This is a genomic window from Fictibacillus enclensis (genome assembly GCF_001457035.1).
Taxonomy (GTDB): domain Bacteria; phylum Bacillota; class Bacilli; order Bacillales; family Fictibacillaceae; genus Fictibacillus_C; species Fictibacillus_C enclensis.
On sequence record NZ_KQ758618.1, the window covers coordinates 551,949 to 570,205 of the forward strand.

The following is an 18,257-nucleotide window of genomic DNA, read 5'->3' on the forward strand; positions in this document are numbered from 1 at the left end:
TGCGGCCAAGCTCGGAACATCTGTGATCGATTTCCCTGGCAATCATGTGGGAAGCAGCATGCATCCAAAAGAGTTCTCGGACAGATTGCATAAAGTATTGAGTCGGTTTTAAACAAAAAAAGAGAGGGAGCTGCCTGGCTGCAGTCCCTCTCTTTTTTTTACTTCCGGTGCATCTTAAATTCCAAGAACAGCTCATTATAGTAGGCTAAATTCTTTTTACCGAGGTTTTCATATACCTCAAGTTTTTCTGTCAGTTTAGGCGACGGATAAAAGCGCTCATCGTTGACCGTTTCTTTCGGCATGTAAGCGAGGGCTTTTTTATTTGGTGTGGAATAGTTCACGTATTCCGCATTTTGTGCGGCTACTTTTGGATCGAGCATAAAGTTCATAAATTTAAGTGCAGCTTCTTTGTTTTTTGCTGTTTTTGGAATGACCATGTTGTCAAACCAGAGGTTGGATCCTTCTTTCGGTACGACATATTCGAGATCCTCGTTCTCGCTCATAATCTCGGAGGCAACACCCGACCATACGATACCGATGGAAGCTTCCTCGTTCTGAAGCAGCAGGCGGATTTCATCGCCGACGATGGCCTTAATGTTCGGTGTTAAGGTATCCAGCTTTCGTTTCGCTTCCTGCAGGTGGGCATGGTTTGTGTCATTCAGGGAATAACCAAGGCTGTTCAGCCCCATTCCCATGATTTCACGGGCGCCGTCAACCAGCAGAATCTTATTCCTCAAATCAGGATCCCACAAGTCATTCCAGCTGGTGATTTTTTTGCCATTCAGCATTTTCGGATTGTAGACGATCCCGACTGTTCCCCAGAAATAAGGAACAGAATATTTGTTGCCTTCATCAAACGGAAGATCCATAAAACGTGGGTCAATATTTTTTAAATTCGGAAGCTTGGAGTGATCCAGTGGAATCAAGAGATGCTCCTTCCGCATCTTATCGATCATATATTCAGATGGAACAGCAATATCGTACGTTGTTCCGCCTTGCTGAATCTTGGTCAGCATCGCTTCATTGGAGTCAAAGGTTTCATAGATGACTTTAATGCCGGTCTCCTTTTCAAAGCGTTTAATCAAATCCGTGTCAATATAATCTCCCCAGTTATAAATGGTGAGTGTGTTTTTGCCAGAATAGCCCTGTGATGAATTAAGTTCAGACAGTGCATAAAAGAGAACGGCAGAAACAAGAATGATACCAAGAAAAAAGCGGAGAAGCTTGCTCATTTTTTACCCCCCCATCTTCCCGGCCGGTTGCGATGCGAAATAAAGTAATATACAACAACGAGCACAAGTGTAAATAAAAACAGAAGGGCGGACAGAGCATTGATATTAAGCGATATTCCCCGGCGTGCCAGCGAATAGATCTCCACAGAAAGGGTGGTAAAGCCATTTCCGGTCACGAAAAAAGTAACGGCAAAATCATCAAGTGAATAGGTCAGTGCCATGAAAAACCCTGCAAAGATTCCTGGTGTAATAAAGGGCAGTATAACCTTTGTCAGCACATTCCATTGGCTTGCACCAAGATCTCTGGCCGCATCAATCAAGGTCGGACTCATTTCGGACAGCTTCGGCAGCACCATAAGCACCACAATCGGTATACTGAACGCGATATGTGAAAGGAGTACTGAATACATCCCCAGTTTAATACCTGCCATTGTAAACAGAATCAGAAAGGACGCGCCAATGATAACATCCGGACTGACAATCAGCACATTGTTCAGCGAGAGAAGCGTATTCTTCGTCTGACGCTTGCGGATGCTGTGGATGCCCAGAGCCCCCAGTGTACCGATGATTGTCGCAAACAGCGAAGAAACGAGTGCAATGACCAGGGTATTCAGTACAATGATCAGCAGCCTGGAATCCTGGAACAGTTCCTTGTACCAGTCCAATGTAAAACTTTTAAAGTTATACATAGTGCCGCCGCTGTTAAATGAATAAAACACAAGGAAGAAAATAGGTGCATAAAGGATGAAAAAGATGAGCACCAGATATATGCGTGATAAAGGTGTAATTCTTTGTTCCAATTTATACACCACGCTTTCGGTTCCCGGTCAGGCTGATGATCAGGAACATGATAAGAATTAAGAACACAGCGATGGTGGAGCCCATGCCCCAGTCCTGTGTTACGAGAAACTGCTGTTCAATGGCTGTACCAAGCGTGATGACACGGTTTCCCGCGATCAATCGCGTGAGCATGAACAGAGACAAGGCGGGTATAAAAACGACCTGGCAGCCTGCCTTCACACCGTCAATCGTCAGCGGAAATATGACTCGGCGGAAGGTGATCCATTTGGATGCTCCCAAATCATTGGCCGCATCCAGCAGCGTCGGATTCAGCTCATTCAACGCATTGAAAATCGGCAGGATCATAAATGGAATAAAAATATAGACCGATACAAAAACAAAGCTGAAATCGGTAAACAAAATTTGCTTTGAACCAATGCCGATAGCTTCCAAAAAACTGTTCGCAATACCTTTTGTGCCAAAAATACCGAGAAACGCATAAGCCTTCAGAAGAAGGTTAATCCATGACGGCACAATAATCAGCAGAAGCCACAGCTGCTTATGTTTGGTTTTTGTCAGCAAGTAGGCCGTCGGATACGCAATGATTAATGAAATAACCGTAATCAAAAACGCATACCAGAAGGAACTCAGGGTCATTTTTAAATAGACCGCAGTGAAGAACGTCTTGTAGTTGACCAGCGAAAAATGTCCTTCGATATCAAAAAACGAATAGTAAATAACGAGCAGCAGCGGAGCCACTACAAACAGAACAATCCAAAGAGCGTACGGAAACAGATACAAATTGCGGGTTACTTTATTGTTCATGGGCATCTCCTGCAGAGTAAGCTTCCAAACGGCGGTCAAAATCCGCTTCGGTTTCCCCTAACCGCATAACGTGAATCGCCTCCGGATCAAAGTACAATCCAATCTCATCACCGACTGCCGCTTTCCTTGTGGAATGGACGAGCCATTCGTTGCCGTCTTTGTCATAGCAGCTGATTTCGTAGTGAACGCCACGGAACAGCTGGGAATCTACCTTTACTTGAAGATTTCCGCGTTCAAGCGTAGTGATTTCCAAATCTTCCGGACGGATCACGATGTCCACGGATTCATTCGGATTGAGGCCTCTGTCCACGCACTCAAATTGGCCGCCGACGAATTCCACAAGGTAATCTTTGATCATTTTTCCTTCGACAATGTTGGATTCCCCGATAAAGTCAGCAACAAAGCGGTTAATGGGTTCGTCATAAATATCGATCGGCGTGCCGCTTTGCTGGATGATTCCTTTGTTCAAGACGAAAATCTCATCAGACATGGCAAGGGCTTCTTCCTGGTCATGAGTAACGAAAATAAAGGTGATGCCCAGCCGGCGCTGCAGTTCACGCAGCTCATACTGCATCTCTGTCCGCAGTTTTAAGTCAAGAGCAGATAGAGGCTCGTCCAGCAAAATCACTTCAGGCTCATTGACGATGGCCCGCGCAATCGCCACACGCTGCCGCTGTCCGCCGGACATTTCACGGATCTCACGGGTTTCATAACCGTCCAGGTTGACGAAACTCAATGCTTCCCTGACCTTTTTTTGAATACCGGCATTCTTCATTTTTTTAATGCGCAGTCCAAAAGCTACATTTTCAAATACATTCAAATGAGGAAAAAGAGCATAATCCTGAAAGACTGTGTTCACCTGACGTTTATTGGCAGGCACATCATTGATTTTTTTGCCATTAAAAAAAATTTCTCCCTTTGTGGCTTCCGTAAATCCGGCGATCAGGCGAAGAATGGTCGTTTTTCCGCAGCCTGATGGGCCCAGCAGGGTGTAAAACTTTCCCCGTTCAATTTCAAAACTTACATGATCCAGCACAGCCGGATCATTATCATACTGTTTGGTAACCTGTTTAAATTGAATAATAGCGTTTGTCATCGCAACCCCTCATCTATCCCAATTTCAACAACTGTTTGTCTATACCGTCATTAAATAAACTGAACCTTTTTGTTCTGAACAATTATACCTGAAAACCCGATCATTTTTAACAAAAAAACCTGGAGTTATCGAGGCAGGATAAGTGAGATCATTTAAGGGAGCATTTCGATGCTCCCTATTTTTCATTTTATCGGGGTAGTCCTATAATAGAAGTTGAAAGCGCTATCTTATAACGAGATACAATGTCTCCTATTTGAATAGGTACAAGATTATGAGAATCATGAACTGAAAGAAGGTGATACAGCCGAGGGTGACTCCCGATACAATATATAGCTATGGCTTTGTCTACTAAACCAGCATGAAGAAGGGGAACATGACCTCAGGCGTATAAAGAAGAGTTATTACTGGTATAAAAATGTGGTCCAAACAAGCAGAGAAGAGATTTAACGATTTAGAGGAGGCTTTTTTAATGGTATACAGTGCAGTTAACAATCGCTATGAGACGATGAAATATAACCGAAGCGGTCGTTCAGGCCTTCAGCTCCCAGCCATTTCACTGGGCCTGTGGCATAACTTTGGCGGAGTCGATCCGTATGAAAACGGCCGTGCCATGCTGAGACGGGCATTTGATTTGGGCATCACCCACTTCGATCTGGCGAACAATTACGGCCCTCCGGCCGGTTCAGCGGAGGAGATGTTTGGAAACATCTTGAAAACGGACTTTGCGCCCTACCGCGATGAGATGATTATTTCGACAAAAGCCGGTTACTATATGTGGCCGGGGCCTTATGGCGAGTGGGGCTCCAAGAAGTATCTAACCGCCAGTCTTGATCAGAGCTTAAAACGAATGGGGCTGGACTATGTGGACATCTTCTATTCCCACCGTCCTGATCCAAACACCCCTCTGGAAGAAACGATGGCAGCGCTTGATGCGGTTGTCCGCCAGGGAAAAGCGCTGTATGTGGGTATTTCCAGCTACAGCCCTGAACAAACGGAAGAAGCCATCAGAATTCTGAACGACCTGGGAACTCCTCTTTTAATCCATCAGCCAAGCTATTCCATGCTCAACCGCTGGATTGAGGACGGCCTGCAGGATGTACTGGAGGAAAATGGTGTCGGTTCCATCGCCTTCTGTCCACTGGCTCAAGGATTGCTGACACCAAAGTATTTGGACGGTGTTCCAGAAGATTCAAGGGCGGCTAAATCTACTGGAGCCCTTGATGAAAACAGTGTAACGCCAGAGGTTATTGAAAAAGTAAAGCGGTTGAACGATATTGCCGCCAACCGTGGCCAAAGCCTTCCGCAGTTGGCGCTGGCCTGGGTGCTTCGCGGCGGGAAAGTGACTTCTGCGCTAATTGGCGCCAGCAAGGTGAGCCAAATCGAAGACAATGTGAAAGCTCTTGATAATCTTGATTTTAGTGATGAAGAACTGCAGCGAATTGATGATATCCTCATGGTGAATAGCTCGGTTCGTTCTTAACAACAAAAAAGAACTGATACGATGCGCGTATCAGTTCTTTTTTTGTGCTTGATGAGTAGTTAGTTAACATAACCTGGTTTTAGATTATGGCGGGTAAACCGGCTATTTCTGCGGGTATTTCACAATACCATTACTCTTTTGATTGCAGCGGCTTATCAAAGACAAAAACGGTCATGGCGATATCAGCTTCAATATCGATATCTGAAAAGATACGAACGATATGGGCGCCCATAAGTTCTTCAAACCTCTGGCGCACGCCTTTGTCGTTGTAGATTTTTTTAACAAATTCAGTCCGCGCTTCATGCACCATTTTTTCGCCATCTATAGAATTCATCATGAACTTTTCGATATTTGTGAGATTCCCCCTCATTTCACTGACCGCCCATGAACCGATAAAGCGGGTGCTGATTTCTTTAGGGCCGTTGCCGACAAATTCTTTTCGAATTTCCCGTACAAGCATACTGAATTGATGTTCCATATTTCTGCTCATTGTTTCATCTCCTTTAACCGCCAAAAGGTTTTCCCTTGCGCATCATCAGCAGGTAACTGAAAGTGAGCACAAGGATGACAAGCGACAGCCAAAAGTTTTCCTGCGGGTTCTGGTTGTTCACGATAATAAACCTTACGCTAGCAGTAATGCCAATATATAAAAGGTAGCCCAGAGGAAAATGGTGGCTCTCACTAAAATATTTCACGATCATTGATATAAAGGCAAAGTAGAGGAAGAAAACCAATACTTTTCCCAGTATAACATGCACATTGGTCTGATGATGCAGGGCATCGCTGATAATATAGAAAAGCTCGCGAAACAGAAAAAACAGCAAAGTGAGAGCCAGCAGGACTAGAGAAAGATTTAACAGATATTGAAACCCTTTACTCAGGGTTTTCCATTCCATCAACTGTTTCATTCTACTTGTTCAAACCTTCTCCAACCCCTTTTAAGAGGTTGAGGCCAAAGCCTATGGCCCGGTTGATGTCAGGATCCTTCAGTGCCTTCATCAAATCAAATACGCCTACCTTTTCGTTGGCTTCCAGTCCTTTTTCCGCTTTCTCCAGTCCGTTGCCCAAGGCACCCATTAGTTTTTTGGTCATATCTGGATTGGTATCGGACAAAGCACCAGCTGCGGCCATCATGTTGTTGATGGCGTTGGTAATTTGGGGGCGGAGAAGCTGCTCTACAGCAATGCCCGCTACTTTTTCTTTTGCTTCAACAAGGCCGTTTACCGAGCCAAGAATCCCGCTTTCGTGCAGTTCATTGAACAGCTTGATCATTTCTCTGATTCCGTCTCCGCTTTTTGCCAAATCTGTCAGAATTGCTTCCAGACTTTGTTCTTGCAGTTCCTTTTCTGTACGGGCCGGATGTACAATTTTCGTAATCGGCTGTGCCATTATCTCTGACCTCCCACCGGTATGTTGACATCGGCAATCGGTTCATAGTCAGCGCGTGCCCATTTGCGTTCCACCTGAACACCCGCTTGCGGATTGCGCTCCGCATAACGCGGATTATACATAGGAAGTGGAGCTCGTCCTTTAACGTTGATCACTTCCATGCGCACCTTCGTCTGTTTGTAGGCCGGAGTCTGGGTCCGGACATCACCGACACTGCCGGTCAGAATGTTAATAGCATTTTCATGGCTGACGGAATGCATCGGAACATACAATTCGTTACCTTGTACCCGGTCGGTTACGATGGAACGCAGTTTAATGAATCCGTAAGGGGATATCAAACGAACAGTGGATCCATCCTGCACGCCGCGTTCGCGCGCGAGCTCCGGTGAAACCTCTACAAATACTTCAGGCAGCTTGTATTGAATACCCTTGGATTTATTGGTCATGTTTCCTTCATGAAAATGTTCAAGCAGGCGGCCGTTGTTCAAGGTTAAATCAAATTCCTTTTCATAATCAACCGGCTGGACGTAGTCAACAAGAGAGAATCGGGCCCTGTTGTCCGGGAAGTTGAATCGCTCAGTATAGAGAAGAGGCTCATCGCTGCCATCCTTTTGAACCGGCCAGATCAAGCTGTTCCATCCTTCGAGGCGGGCGTACGAAACTCCCGCAAAAATAGGAGCCAGACTTGCGATTTCCTCCATGATTTCACTTGGATGAGAATAGTTCCAGTCAGCACCCATTACTTTGGCGACCTGCTGGATGATCCACCAGTCCGGCTTGGATTCTTCCAACGGTTCAAGTGCCTGGTACAATCTCTGAATCCGGCGTTCGGTGTTCGTAAAGGTTCCATCTTTTTCAAGAGATGGTGAAGCTGGAAGAACGACATCCGCAAACTGGGCTGTTTTTGTAAAAAATACGTCCTGTACGACAAAAAAGTCGAGCTTGCCAAGCATTTCATGAACATGGTTGGAGTTTGAATCCACCCATGCCATGTCTTCACCCATGAGGTACATGGCTTTCAACCGGCCTTTTTCCACTTCCTGAAGCATTTCAATGTTGGTGAGACCGGCTTCAGGTGAAATGGAAACGCCATATGCTTCTTCAAATACAGCACGTGCCGCAGCATCTGTCAGTCTTTGGTTGCCTGGAAGCCATTGCGGGAGTGTACCCATGTCACAGGATCCCTGAACATTATTGTGTCCGCGCAATGGATAGGCACCTGCACCGGGGCGTCCGAAGTTTCCGGTTGCCAAAAGAAGATTGGCAATCGCTGCTGATGTATGAGAGCCCGCAATGTTTTGGGTAACCCCCATTCCCCAGAGTACGCATGTGCCGTCTGCTTCATGAATCATTTGGGCCGCTTCCATGAGCTGCTCTTTGGACAGGCCAGTCACTTCCTCCGCAAAATCAAGGGTATACTTTTCAAGCATAGCCAAATATTCGTCATACTGGTTGACGCGGTTCCGAATAAACGCTTCATCATGCCATCCCTGGTCGATGATGTATTTGGTCACTGCCGCCAGCCATACGAGATCGGAGCCCTGTTTAGGGTGGAGATATAAATCGGACCGGTCAGCCATTTCATGCTTGCGAAGATCTGAAACGATCAGCTTTTGGCCGCGCATTTTTTTCGCCCGTTTTACGCGGGTGGCCAAAACAGGATGTCCCTCCGTCGGATTGGCACCGATAATGATGACCAGTCCGGCGCTTTGAATGTCTTTGATGGTACCGGAATCTCCGCCATAACCGACCGTTGATAGCAATCCGTCGGTCGCAGGAGACTGGCAGTAGCGGGAGCAGTTGTCCACATTGTTCGTTTCAAAGATTTGCCGTGCAAGCTTTTGCATCAAGTAGGCTTCTTCATTGGTTGTTTTTGAAGAACTTACAAAACCAAAGGCATTGCCGCCATACTGTTGTTTAATGCTGCCCATTTTTTCACCGATTACAGAGAGTGCTTCTTCCCATGTCGCTGTGACAAATTCATCGCCTTTACGGATGAGCGGGTGAGTCAGGCGCTGGTCGCTGTTCACGAAATCCCAGCCGAATTTTCCTTTGATACAAGTGGAGATGCTGTTAACCGGAGCATCTTCAGTTGGTTCGATTTTTAAAATCTTTCTTCCTTTTGTCCAAACTTCAAACGAACAGCCGACACCGCAGAAGGTGCAGACCGTTTTGGTTTTTTTCGTTCGTGTATCCCTCATTGCGGCTTCCACTTCTGAAATGGCAAAGATACTGCCATAGCCCGGTTCAACTTCTTTAATTAAGTCGACCATCGGGTTGAGCAGGTCCTGCTTGATTCCTGTCATGAAGCCCGCTTCCCCAAGCATGGATTTTTCCATCAAGGCGTTGCAAGGACAGACAGTGGCACACTGGCCACAAGAAACACAGGAAGATTCATTGATCGATTTGTCATTATCCCAGATAACACGTGGCATGTTGCGTTCCCAATCAATCGTCAGTGTTTCATTGACTTGAAGGTCCTGGCAGACTTCTACGCATTTTCCGCAAAGAATGCACTGATTTGGGTCATAGCGGTAAAACGGGTGGGACATATCCACTTCATAGCCTTTTTCACGGAAAGGCCGTTCCTGATGCTCAACCTCAAGTAATTCAGCGGTATTATGCACTTTGCAGTTGCCGTTGTTGTTGTCGCAAACGGTACAGTAGAGAAGGTGATTCTCGAGGATGCGGTCCATCGCCTCATTCTGCGCCTCTTTTGCTGTTGGTGAAGAGGTGAGAATGTTCATTCCTTCCTCTATTTCAGTGGAACAAGCTCTCATTACTTTTCCATCAATCTCACACATGCATGTATCACATGTCTGGATCGGTCCGAGCGTTTCCGTATAACAAATATGAGGATGCTCGACTCCCTGCTGCAAAAGGTGCTCGAGTACCTTTGTTCCTTTTTTGACTTGCTGTGTTACACCGTTGATCTGTACGGTTAACGTATTTTCCACTCTATTTTCCTCCTTAAAACCTAAAAAACCCACCATAAAACAATCTGTGCCTGTTGACACAAATTCCTTTACAGTGGGTTAATAGCTAAGCATTATGAATACCAGCGATCCATCCCGCTATGTGATTGCACGCCATGAACTCCTGGCAGCTGATCGTTACCGAAGAACAATGAACGTTTCCTTTTTTGATTATACCACTTTCCTTTGATGGGGTAAATTTACTTTTTGGAAATGGCTAAAGGCGTCGATTTTAGGGAACACAGAGTATGAATAAGGCTTAACATAACCTATTCGGGAGGTACTTTATGAAATATACCGTCATCACAGGAGCAAGCTCAGGAATCGTATCCAGAACAAGATAAGCATAAGAAAAAAGGGAACTGACGGTTTAACGTCAGTTCCCTTTTTCTCATGAAGCGCTGGGTTTGTTTCGTTTGGTTATCAGGTAAGCAACGATCAGGATGATAAACCAGACAGGAGTGACAAACAAGGCGATCCGGGTGTCTTTTGCAAACCCGAGCACGACTAGAACGAAAGCAAAGAACAAAAGGACTATCCAATTAATAAAGGGAGCGAGCGGCATTTTGAACTTGCTTTTTGCTGCTTCTTCGGGTTTCTGCTTTCTGAAGCGCAGATGTGCGATCAGAATAATGCCCCATACCCAGATAAAACAGATGGTCGCAATACTAGTAACCAGGGTAAAAACATCTTCCGGCAATAAGTAGTTAAGCAGAACGCCAAATGACAGGAAAAAGGTAGATACAATCAGTGCCGCCGCAGGCACTTTTTTGTCGCTCAGGGAGGCCAGACGTTTCGGTGCTTTTTCTTCATTAGCCAGTGTATACAACATTCGTCCTGTACTGAATAAACCGCTGTTGCAGGATGACATAGCAGAAGTAATGACCACAAAGTTAATGACACCAGCTGCAGCAGGTATTCCAATCAGCGAGTAGACCGAAACAAACGGACTGCTCGACGGGTTGATTTTGTCCCACGGATAGATCGACATGATGACGATCAGGGATCCGATATAAAAGAGAAGGATCCGGACCGGAATATTGTTGATCGCGCTCGGCAACGTCGTATCCGGATTCTCAGCTTCACCGGCTGTGACCCCAACGAGTTCAACTCCGACAAAAGCAAAAAGGGCCATCTGAAAGGCCAGAACAAATCCGGAAGCGCCATTTGGGAAAAATCCGCCGTGGCTGACAAGATTGGAAAAGGAAGCCTGTGTTCCATGGCTTTCATATCCCATGACAATGAGTACAATACCGATCACAATCAGTGCAATAATGGTAATGATTTTTATGATAGCAAACCAAAACTCGATTTCTCCAAACGTTTTGACAGCCGACATATTGATCAGCAGTAAGATAAGCACCACAGCTAGTGCGGTCAGCCATTGGGGAATAGAAGGAAACCAATACTTTACGTACACACCTACCGCTGTAATTTCTGCCATGCCGGTCACAATCCAGCAGAACCAATACGTCCAGCCCGTAATAAAACCGGCCCAGGGGCCGATAAAGGATTCGGCAAAGTGCGTAAAGGAACCCGAGGTCGGATTATACAGGAGCATTTCACCCAATGCGCGCATCATGAAGAAAAGCATGATTCCAATCAAGGCATAGTTAATCATGATGGACGGGCCTGTCAAATGAATGGACTTGCCTGCACCCAAAAACAGACCAGTGCCAATGGCCCCCCCTATGGCTATTAATTGAATGTGCCGGTTTTTTAAACCGCGGTGCAGCTCTTCTTCTTTTTTCATTGATACACCAACCTTTTCAACATGATCTCTGGTGAATTTTTTTCTGCAGTTATTGTCTTTATTTCCCTTTACTCTTCCCTTGCAAAACCAATTGCATAACGGTTAATCATGAAAAAAGAGGGTATAGACACAACGTAATGCCAAACTTTGTTCGAAGACTTTAATGGAAGTCTTGCAAGATAACGACATCACAGGAGGGTTTTGGATGAAAAAAATATGGTCGAGTATTTCGCTGGCAAGTGTGCTTTTGTTTGGAGGGATTGCCGGCTGCAATGCTCAGGATGCAGCAGGAGACGAGACAAACAAGCAACCGGCTAAAGAAAAAGAAAACAAAAAACCAGAACAGGGAAAAACAGCAAAAGAAAAAAAGGAGGAAGAGAAAAAACAGGCAGAAGCACCAAAACCAAAGCCAGCTCCCAAACCCAAGGACATAACGGTTAAAGGGGTATACATGTCAGGTGCTGCAGCAGGCATGAACAGCAAATTTAATGAGCTGACCAAGCTGGTGGATGACACGGAACTCAATTCACTTGTAGTAGATGTAAAAGGTGACAGCGGTGAAGTTACATACGATTCAAACGTTCCCCAAGTTAATTCATATGGTTCTGATAAACATCCCCCAATTAAAAATATGAAGCAAAGGCTAAAGGTGATGAAAGACAAAGATATTTACACGATCGCCAGGGTGGTTACATTTAAAGATCCATACATGGCCAAAAAGAAGCCGGCATTCGCCATGAAAAAGAAAAGCGGCGGATTGTATTACAATGACGGCATACCGTGGGTGGACCCGTATAAAGAACAGTACTGGAAGTATGTTACTTCTATTGCAAAGGAAGCCGCGAAACTTGGATTTGATGAGATTCAGTTTGATTATGTCCGCTTCCCTGATAACGGAGCACAGGTGGACAGGGAAGTGAAATTCGATAACCCGAAAAAGAAGTCAAAAGCACAGAACATCCACGACTTTTTAACGTATGCCAAAAAAGAACTGAAGCCTTATGGAGTCAATGTGTCTGCCGATGTGTTTGGGGTTTCAACGAGCGCGAAAGGAGATACAGGAATTGGACAGCAGTGGGAGTCTTTGACACAGGCCGTCGATGTCATGAGCCCGATGACATATCCATCTCATTACGGACCAGGGGATTATGGTATCAAAGTCCCTGATGCAGAGCCCTACAAATTAATCAAGAGTGCCCTTCAGCCGGCGATCCAAAGGGACAAAGCACTGGAAAAACAGAAGAAACAGGCAGCAAAAATCAGGCCATGGTATCAAGATTTTACGGCCACCTGGGTGGACGGCCATATTACATATGGCTCTCAGCAAGTGAAAGATCAAATCCGCGCCGGTAAAGAATTGGGCATTGACGGCTATTTACTATGGAACGCAAGTAATGAATATACGAAAGAAGCGCTTCAGCCAAAAAACTAGAAACTTACCGTGCAACAGAACAGCCTTTAGAAGGCTGTTCTGTTTGTTTTTCTGGGTACTTATAAACCAATATACATAATTATTCAAATTTAAAAAAATTTTTCATTTTTATGGGTAAAAAATACTAGAAAGAGTATTGTAACTGTGATAGATTACTTATGGTGAATATGCAAAAAGTCCTATTTATTATGTTGCAGAGGAGGAAGACCTTTTGGAAAGCTTAAAAGAAAAGCGGAGAAGAGAGCGGCAAAGAAAGTTGAAAACAAGACTCCTTATTATTCTTTCATTTCTCATTCTCTCAGGAGGCGGAAAATTCGCCTATGCTGAGAGTAATAGCATAAAAGATTACCTTTCCAATCAGTCTCAACGAATTCTCGGTCAACTTATGGCCCGGCTGCATCCCGATATGAAACAAGTGAGTGAAGAATCTTCCAAAGAAGTGCAACAAGCGGTACAAACTGAATCGACAGCGATGAACCAAGAGGTGTCTGCCTATGCAAATTCGGAGCTTGTGCGCTACAAACAAGAAGTAAAGAAGTATGAGGAACAAAAAAAGAAATCTATTAAAAGAGAACGAGTACGAAGTGAAGCAAAAGCGAAGCAGGCACTTCGACAATCTATCAACCAAAAAATAGAAGAAGCGAAAAAACAAATCGATCAAGCTGCAGAAGCGGAGGCCGCCGGACAATTACAGAACAACGGCCAATAAATACAGGAACAGAGTACAGATGTACTTTTTCTATACATCGACGTGGCGATAGCCGGAAGGAGAGAATCTAGAAATGTCAGTCAAAAAGAAAGCAGCAGCAGTTACCGGACTCATGGTTACTGGGGCCTTGTTTGCAGGAGCGGCCTCTGACAGCTTTGTGGATCACGTAAAGGTGGGTGTAGCTCCGCTGATTGGGAAAGTGGCGGCATGGGCAGGATATCAAGTGGCGGATAACGCTGAAAAGAAGGAAGACGAAGTAAACGCTCATGTAAAAAGCGAGTATCAGCGAGGAAAGACGGAAGTAGGCAATGCGTACAATAGTACGGTGGCGGATGGCAATGTACAAATTAACAGCTATGCCGAGGAATACAAAATGGCCATTACGGCTGCGACCAACGAAAATACCGCTCTGGCAAAATCGAGTATCCAGGAAAAGGTAACCAAAGAGGTGTCGGCCGCCAAGTCGGAGATTGATGCAGATGCAAAAGCAACCGTCGACCAGCTCATCCGCGAAACCAATTCATCCATTCCGGCTCCACCGACTTCGCCCGAACGTTAATTATAAAACAGGAGACAGGCAGCAGCCTCTCCTGTTTTTTTATGTTTGAATCGCTGGCTCCAAATGCAATAGGAACAATAGGAAAAAACAAGGGAAAATCATTACTGATATAGAATACCTTGTTAAACGCTAAGAATTTGGTACTTAAGGAGCTGCACTTCACATGAATATTGTTGACCTTGTTCAGTCACAAGTGATCGCGTCTGTAAAAGAGGAGGAAGATATTGAGAAGGCGATAAACAGCACATCCAATATCGTTTTCCTGTTAACCGGTAATCTTTTGAACATGACAGAGCACCTGGACCGGTTGAAAAGTGCTCAAAAAAGTGTTTTCATACATATTGATTTTATTGAGGGCCTGTCCAATACGAAAAGCGCCATTAAGTATATCGCTAAAAAGTGGAAGCCCTCGGGCATCATTACCACAAAAAGTTCCTTGATTAAATTTGCGAAGGAAGAGAAATTAATGGTTATTCAGCGTATGTTTCTCATCGACCACACGGCCTTAAAAAAGGGAATCAGCATCTGTGAAACGTTTGCACCGGATGCGATTGAAGTCTTGCCCGGGCTGATGCCTAATATTATTGATCATCTGACTCATCGGATCAACCTGCCTATTATTGCAGGAGGCCTCATCAGTTCAAAGGAAGATATCACTAAGGGGCTGGAAGCGGGGGCACTTGCGATGTCTACCGGAGATCCTGCGCTTTGGAATTTTGATATATAAAAAAGGGGAAACGAGTTCCCCTTTTTAGCTGATTTGTAATTGATGGATTTCTTTCATGCTTGGAAGAACATATGAAGGCTTATGAATAGATGTTTTGACCATTTCTTCCGTGGTAATGCCTGACATCACCAGCACGGTCTGAATCCCATGATCAATGCCCATTCGTATATCGGTTTCCAAACGGTCTCCGACAATATAGCAATCTGCCGGTGTTAACTTTAAAATGTCTCTGATGACAATGTCCGCTGCAAGTTTGGAGGGTTTCCCCATAATATAGTCAACAGGTTTGCCGGTCGTTCCTTCAAAAGCGCCAATGATGGATCCACAATCAGGAAGCTGTCCGTCCATCATCGGACACGTCCGGTCTGGATTTGTGGCGATAATCATCGCATTGTTGGCAGCCCATGCCTGGTAGGCATCGTTCAGCTTGCGGTAATTAAATTCCCGATCCCATCCCAAAACCACATAATTGGCTTCGCGCGGAACGGTGGTCAACCGGATTCCTTCATTTTGCAGTTCCTCGAATAAAGCGGCTTCTCCAATCACATACACAGCTTCTTCCGGTGTCATTTTTTGTTTTAAAAACATCGCTGTAATGTAATTCGAATTAATCACATCTTCAATAGATGCATCAATTCCCAATCCCCGAAGTTTTTTTACATAGTCATTCCGTGTGGCTATGGATTTATTGGTGAAGAAGACTACTTTGTGACCACACTGCCGTAAATATTCGATGGACTCCTTCACGCCATCCAGGATTTTTTCCTCCACATACACAGTTCCATCCAAATCCAATATAAAACCTTTTGCCATGGCGATACCTCCGATACGTATGAGCTAAACGATGCAAAACCCCCAGCTAAAGAAGCCTCCAAAAGAGTAAAGGCAAAAATAGCTGGGGGTTCTCTTCATCTCTTCCCTGCGATAGTGTATTACGTCAAAACAGACTTGGTGTTTGACTGATGATTAATGATTTGCTGAAGCGAGTATTTGTAAGGATTGATTTCATAAATTACCGGCCCGTTAAATCGATGGTTGAACAAATATTCTCCTGCGTTTTTTGTAAATTGGTTCCCGTCTCCCGGGAGTAAATGAAGGTCTGCCTTTCCATCATTCTCCGATAAGTGGAGGGCTCCAAGAGATGCGCCGAGCCGGTCGATGGCATCTTCCAATTCATTTCCCATGAGATTGAGATGGCCTGTATCCAGGCAAGCCTTGACCTGTGTATTTTTTATGAGATCGAGCCATTCATCAAGATTGGAAGCAACCTGATGACAATAGTTCAAATGGTCGGGGATCAAATTCTCCAGCAGAAGATCAATCCCGTACGGTTTTGCCACCTGATCCAGCCGCAGGATCCGTTCCGTTACCCTTTCTAAGCACGCATGCTTTTCTTCAGAAAACCAGGCATAACCGCCATGAAAGGTAGCATGCGTCCCTCCGTAATCAGCCAGCCGTTTAATCCAATCCGTTAAAATTGAAAAAGTACGTTCATAGACCACAGAATCGGGAGTAGCCAAATTCAGATCATGAAAGGGCAGGTGCAGTCCCACGTTGAAACCGGATCGATGGGCAAATTCCAGATAGTCAGCTGCTTTACGCTGTTCTGCCAGGACTTCAATGCCTCTGAACCCGGCTTCTTTTAGACGTTCAAAGTCACCCAGATGGGCATCCAATCCAAGTGACCAGCTGTTAAGCCATTTCTCCATGATTCTCTCCTTTCAATGTTGTTCCAGGACTTACGTTTAATTCGTTGTTCAGTTCCTCGAGGTTCTTGCCTTTAGTTTCCGGGGCCAACAGTACAGAAACAATCAAGCCGGCCATGCTGATTACCGCGAAGAACCATAGTGCTTTGGAATTTCCCCATGCGGCGACCAGATTCGGAAATACAAGGATTCCGAGAATGGAACCGATACGGCTGACTCCGGTGGCCAGACCTGAAGCACTTGCCCGAATACTGGTTGGGAACAGTTCCGTCGGATAGACAAAGTTCAGGATTCCTCCACCCATATTGGCAAACAGAACAGCCAAACTAAAAAGAATAACCAAAAAGGCCATGGTAGGATGAGGATTTAATGCAAGAATGATTAACGCAATGGATAATCCGGTAAATGACGTAATGATCAGCGGACGTCTGCCGATTCTTTCAACCAGATTCAATCCTACAATAGCTCCAAGCAAGCCCAGAACACTCACCGTCAGGGAACCTGTATATACCATCATTTGTGAACCATTGGTAAACGGTTTTAAGATGGTTGGTGTATACATGGAGATTCCATAGTACGCGACCGCGTAACAGAACCAGAAACCGCAAACGAAGAACGTCCGTCTGAAAAGAGATTTTGTAAAAAGAGCTCCTGCCTTTTGTTTTGGTGCTGCATCCGGCTTGATGATGACTTTTTGTCCTGTGATCTTCAGCATGATTTCTTCCGCTTCTTTTTCACGTCCTCTTGAGGCAAGCCATCTCGGTGACTCCGGGAGTGTAACCCTGAAAAAGAAAACAATAAGAGCAAATACAGCACCGACCAACAGCATGTATCTCCACGCACTTGCACCGAGCGGAAGCATCAGCATTCCGATAAGGTAGGCGGTTACCGCCCCAACGAACCACATGGCACCTAGTGAAGTGCTATGTTTGCCGCGACTCTTTGTGGAACTGAATTCAGACACCAGGGTGGCAGAGATCGGATAGTCAGCTCCGATACCAATCCCAAGTAAGAAGCGGAACAGAATGAGCTGCCACGGAGCTTGTGCGAAAGCGGTTAAGGCAGCAAAGACGACAAACGCGACCAAATCAACCACATACATTGCTTTTCTTCCGTATTTGTCTGTTAAATTTCCGAGCCATAAAGCACCGATTAAGGAGCCGATGACAGCAGACGAAGTAATTAACCCCTGAAGACCCGGAGTGATTTCCCACTGGCTTAAAATGAGCGGCATGGCTACGGCAATGACCGTTAAGTCAAAACCATCCAGAAACGTACCTGCAGCCGACAGCAACGTGACCTTTCTTTGAAAGCGCTTTAGTTTTGGAGAATCCAAATGCTCAAAGCTCATTACTTTTCCCCCTTTTTCTGTGTAACGTTATGGAAAAGAACAAATAAAAAGCCATAGCCAAAAAAACATGTACCATGTTTTAAATGGCTATGGCTTCTCTTCATCTCCGGCCATAAAGCTACATTAAATTTTAGGATTGCTAAATCATTTATACAATATTCAAATAAGTCTGTCAACTTAATTTTTTGTGGTGTTTAAAACAATGGATTGAAAAATTTTCTGTTGTAAAACGATTAACATCTA

The 18,257-nt window shown here is 45.0% G+C and carries 17 protein-coding genes; 5 read left to right on the forward strand and 12 right to left on the reverse strand.

The window, feature by feature from the left end; translation table 11 throughout:
* Positions 1 to 158: 158 nt before the first annotated feature.
* From AS030_RS13215 to AS030_RS13230, 4 genes are read right to left on the reverse strand one after another with little or no spacing between them, the layout of a single operon-like run.
* Complete coding sequence (locus tag AS030_RS13215; RefSeq protein ID WP_061972349.1) at positions 159 to 1,232, reverse strand: ABC transporter substrate-binding protein; 1,074 nt, start codon at positions 1,230 to 1,232, stop codon at positions 159 to 161.
* Positions 1,229 to 2,032 (reverse strand): ABC transporter permease, encoded by an 804-nt coding sequence (locus tag AS030_RS13220; protein WP_061972984.1) that lies wholly within the window; start codon positions 2,030 to 2,032, stop codon positions 1,229 to 1,231. The genes AS030_RS13215 and AS030_RS13220 overlap by 4 nt, the downstream gene beginning before the upstream one ends.
* Before the next feature lies 1 nt (position 2,033).
* Positions 2,034 to 2,837, reverse strand: coding sequence for an ABC transporter permease (locus tag AS030_RS13225; protein WP_061972350.1), 804 nt, complete (start codon positions 2,835 to 2,837; stop codon positions 2,034 to 2,036).
* The gene (locus AS030_RS13230) at positions 2,827 to 3,933 is read right to left on the reverse strand and encodes an ABC transporter ATP-binding protein (RefSeq protein ID WP_061972351.1); all 1,107 of its coding nucleotides are present in this window, start codon (positions 3,931 to 3,933) and stop codon (positions 2,827 to 2,829) included. The genes AS030_RS13225 and AS030_RS13230 overlap by 11 nt, the downstream gene beginning before the upstream one ends.
* Positions 3,934 to 4,402: 469 nt before the next feature.
* Here AS030_RS13230 and mgrA point away from each other — a divergent pair, with 469 nt between their 5' ends.
* Positions 4,403 to 5,413: an L-glyceraldehyde 3-phosphate reductase gene (gene mgrA / locus AS030_RS13235; protein WP_061972352.1), complete on the forward strand. Its 1,011-nt coding sequence runs from the start codon at positions 4,403 to 4,405 to the stop codon at positions 5,411 to 5,413.
* A gap of 130 nt (positions 5,414 to 5,543) precedes the next feature.
* On the opposite strand, the gene AS030_RS13240 is transcribed toward mgrA, so the two are convergent.
* The 5 genes from AS030_RS13240 to AS030_RS13260 all read right to left on the reverse strand — a co-directional run bounded on the left by AS030_RS13240 (position 5,544) and on the right by AS030_RS13260 (position 11,530).
* Complete coding sequence (locus AS030_RS13240) at positions 5,544 to 5,903, reverse strand: Na-translocating system protein MpsC family protein (protein ID WP_061972353.1); 360 nt, start codon at positions 5,901 to 5,903, stop codon at positions 5,544 to 5,546.
* 13 nt (positions 5,904 to 5,916) lie between these two features.
* Entirely contained in the window at positions 5,917 to 6,321 is a 405-nt protein-coding gene (locus AS030_RS13245; protein WP_061972354.1) for a phosphate-starvation-inducible protein PsiE, read from the reverse strand.
* A gap of 1 nt (position 6,322) precedes the next feature.
* On the reverse strand, positions 6,323 to 6,802 hold the full coding sequence (locus AS030_RS13250; protein ID WP_061972355.1) for a helical membrane plugin domain-containing protein: 480 nt from the start codon (positions 6,800 to 6,802) through the stop codon (positions 6,323 to 6,325).
* The gene (fdhF, locus tag AS030_RS13255; protein WP_061972356.1) at positions 6,802 to 9,795 is read right to left on the reverse strand and encodes a formate dehydrogenase subunit alpha; all 2,994 of its coding nucleotides are present in this window, start codon (positions 9,793 to 9,795) and stop codon (positions 6,802 to 6,804) included. Before fdhF ends, AS030_RS13250 begins: the two co-directional genes overlap by 1 nt.
* A gap of 373 nt (positions 9,796 to 10,168) precedes the next feature.
* Positions 10,169 to 11,530, reverse strand: a complete 1,362-nt coding sequence (locus AS030_RS13260) for an amino acid permease (RefSeq protein ID WP_061972357.1) — start codon at positions 11,528 to 11,530, stop codon at positions 10,169 to 10,171.
* Positions 11,531 to 11,735: 205 nt separating this feature from the next.
* On the opposite strand from AS030_RS13260, the gene AS030_RS13265 reads away from it, so the two are divergent.
* From AS030_RS13265 to AS030_RS13280, 4 genes are all read left to right on the forward strand, one after another.
* Positions 11,736 to 12,962 (forward strand): putative glycoside hydrolase, encoded by a 1,227-nt coding sequence (locus AS030_RS13265; protein ID WP_061972358.1) that lies wholly within the window; start codon positions 11,736 to 11,738, stop codon positions 12,960 to 12,962.
* A gap of 211 nt (positions 12,963 to 13,173) precedes the next feature.
* Positions 13,174 to 13,671, forward strand: coding sequence for a hypothetical protein (locus AS030_RS13270; RefSeq protein ID WP_061972359.1), 498 nt, complete (start codon positions 13,174 to 13,176; stop codon positions 13,669 to 13,671).
* Between the two features lie 73 nt (positions 13,672 to 13,744).
* Positions 13,745 to 14,230: a hypothetical protein gene (locus AS030_RS13275; protein ID WP_061972360.1), complete on the forward strand. Its 486-nt coding sequence runs from the start codon at positions 13,745 to 13,747 to the stop codon at positions 14,228 to 14,230.
* A 163-nt stretch (positions 14,231 to 14,393) separates the two neighbouring features.
* Entirely contained in the window at positions 14,394 to 14,957 is a 564-nt protein-coding gene (locus tag AS030_RS13280) for a glycerol-3-phosphate responsive antiterminator (protein ID WP_061972361.1), read from the forward strand.
* Positions 14,958 to 14,981: 24 nt separating this feature from the next.
* On the opposite strand, the gene AS030_RS13285 is transcribed toward AS030_RS13280, so the two are convergent.
* From AS030_RS13285 to AS030_RS13295, 3 genes are all read right to left on the reverse strand, one after another.
* Complete coding sequence (locus AS030_RS13285; protein WP_061972362.1) at positions 14,982 to 15,770, reverse strand: HAD-IIA family hydrolase; 789 nt, start codon at positions 15,768 to 15,770, stop codon at positions 14,982 to 14,984.
* A 119-nt stretch (positions 15,771 to 15,889) separates the two neighbouring features.
* Positions 15,890 to 16,666, reverse strand: a complete 777-nt coding sequence (locus AS030_RS13290) for a sugar phosphate isomerase/epimerase family protein (protein WP_061972363.1) — start codon at positions 16,664 to 16,666, stop codon at positions 15,890 to 15,892.
* Complete coding sequence (locus tag AS030_RS13295) at positions 16,650 to 18,014, reverse strand: MFS transporter (protein WP_061972364.1); 1,365 nt, start codon at positions 18,012 to 18,014, stop codon at positions 16,650 to 16,652. The genes AS030_RS13290 and AS030_RS13295 overlap by 17 nt, the downstream gene beginning before the upstream one ends.
* Positions 18,015 to 18,257 lie beyond the last annotated feature (243 nt).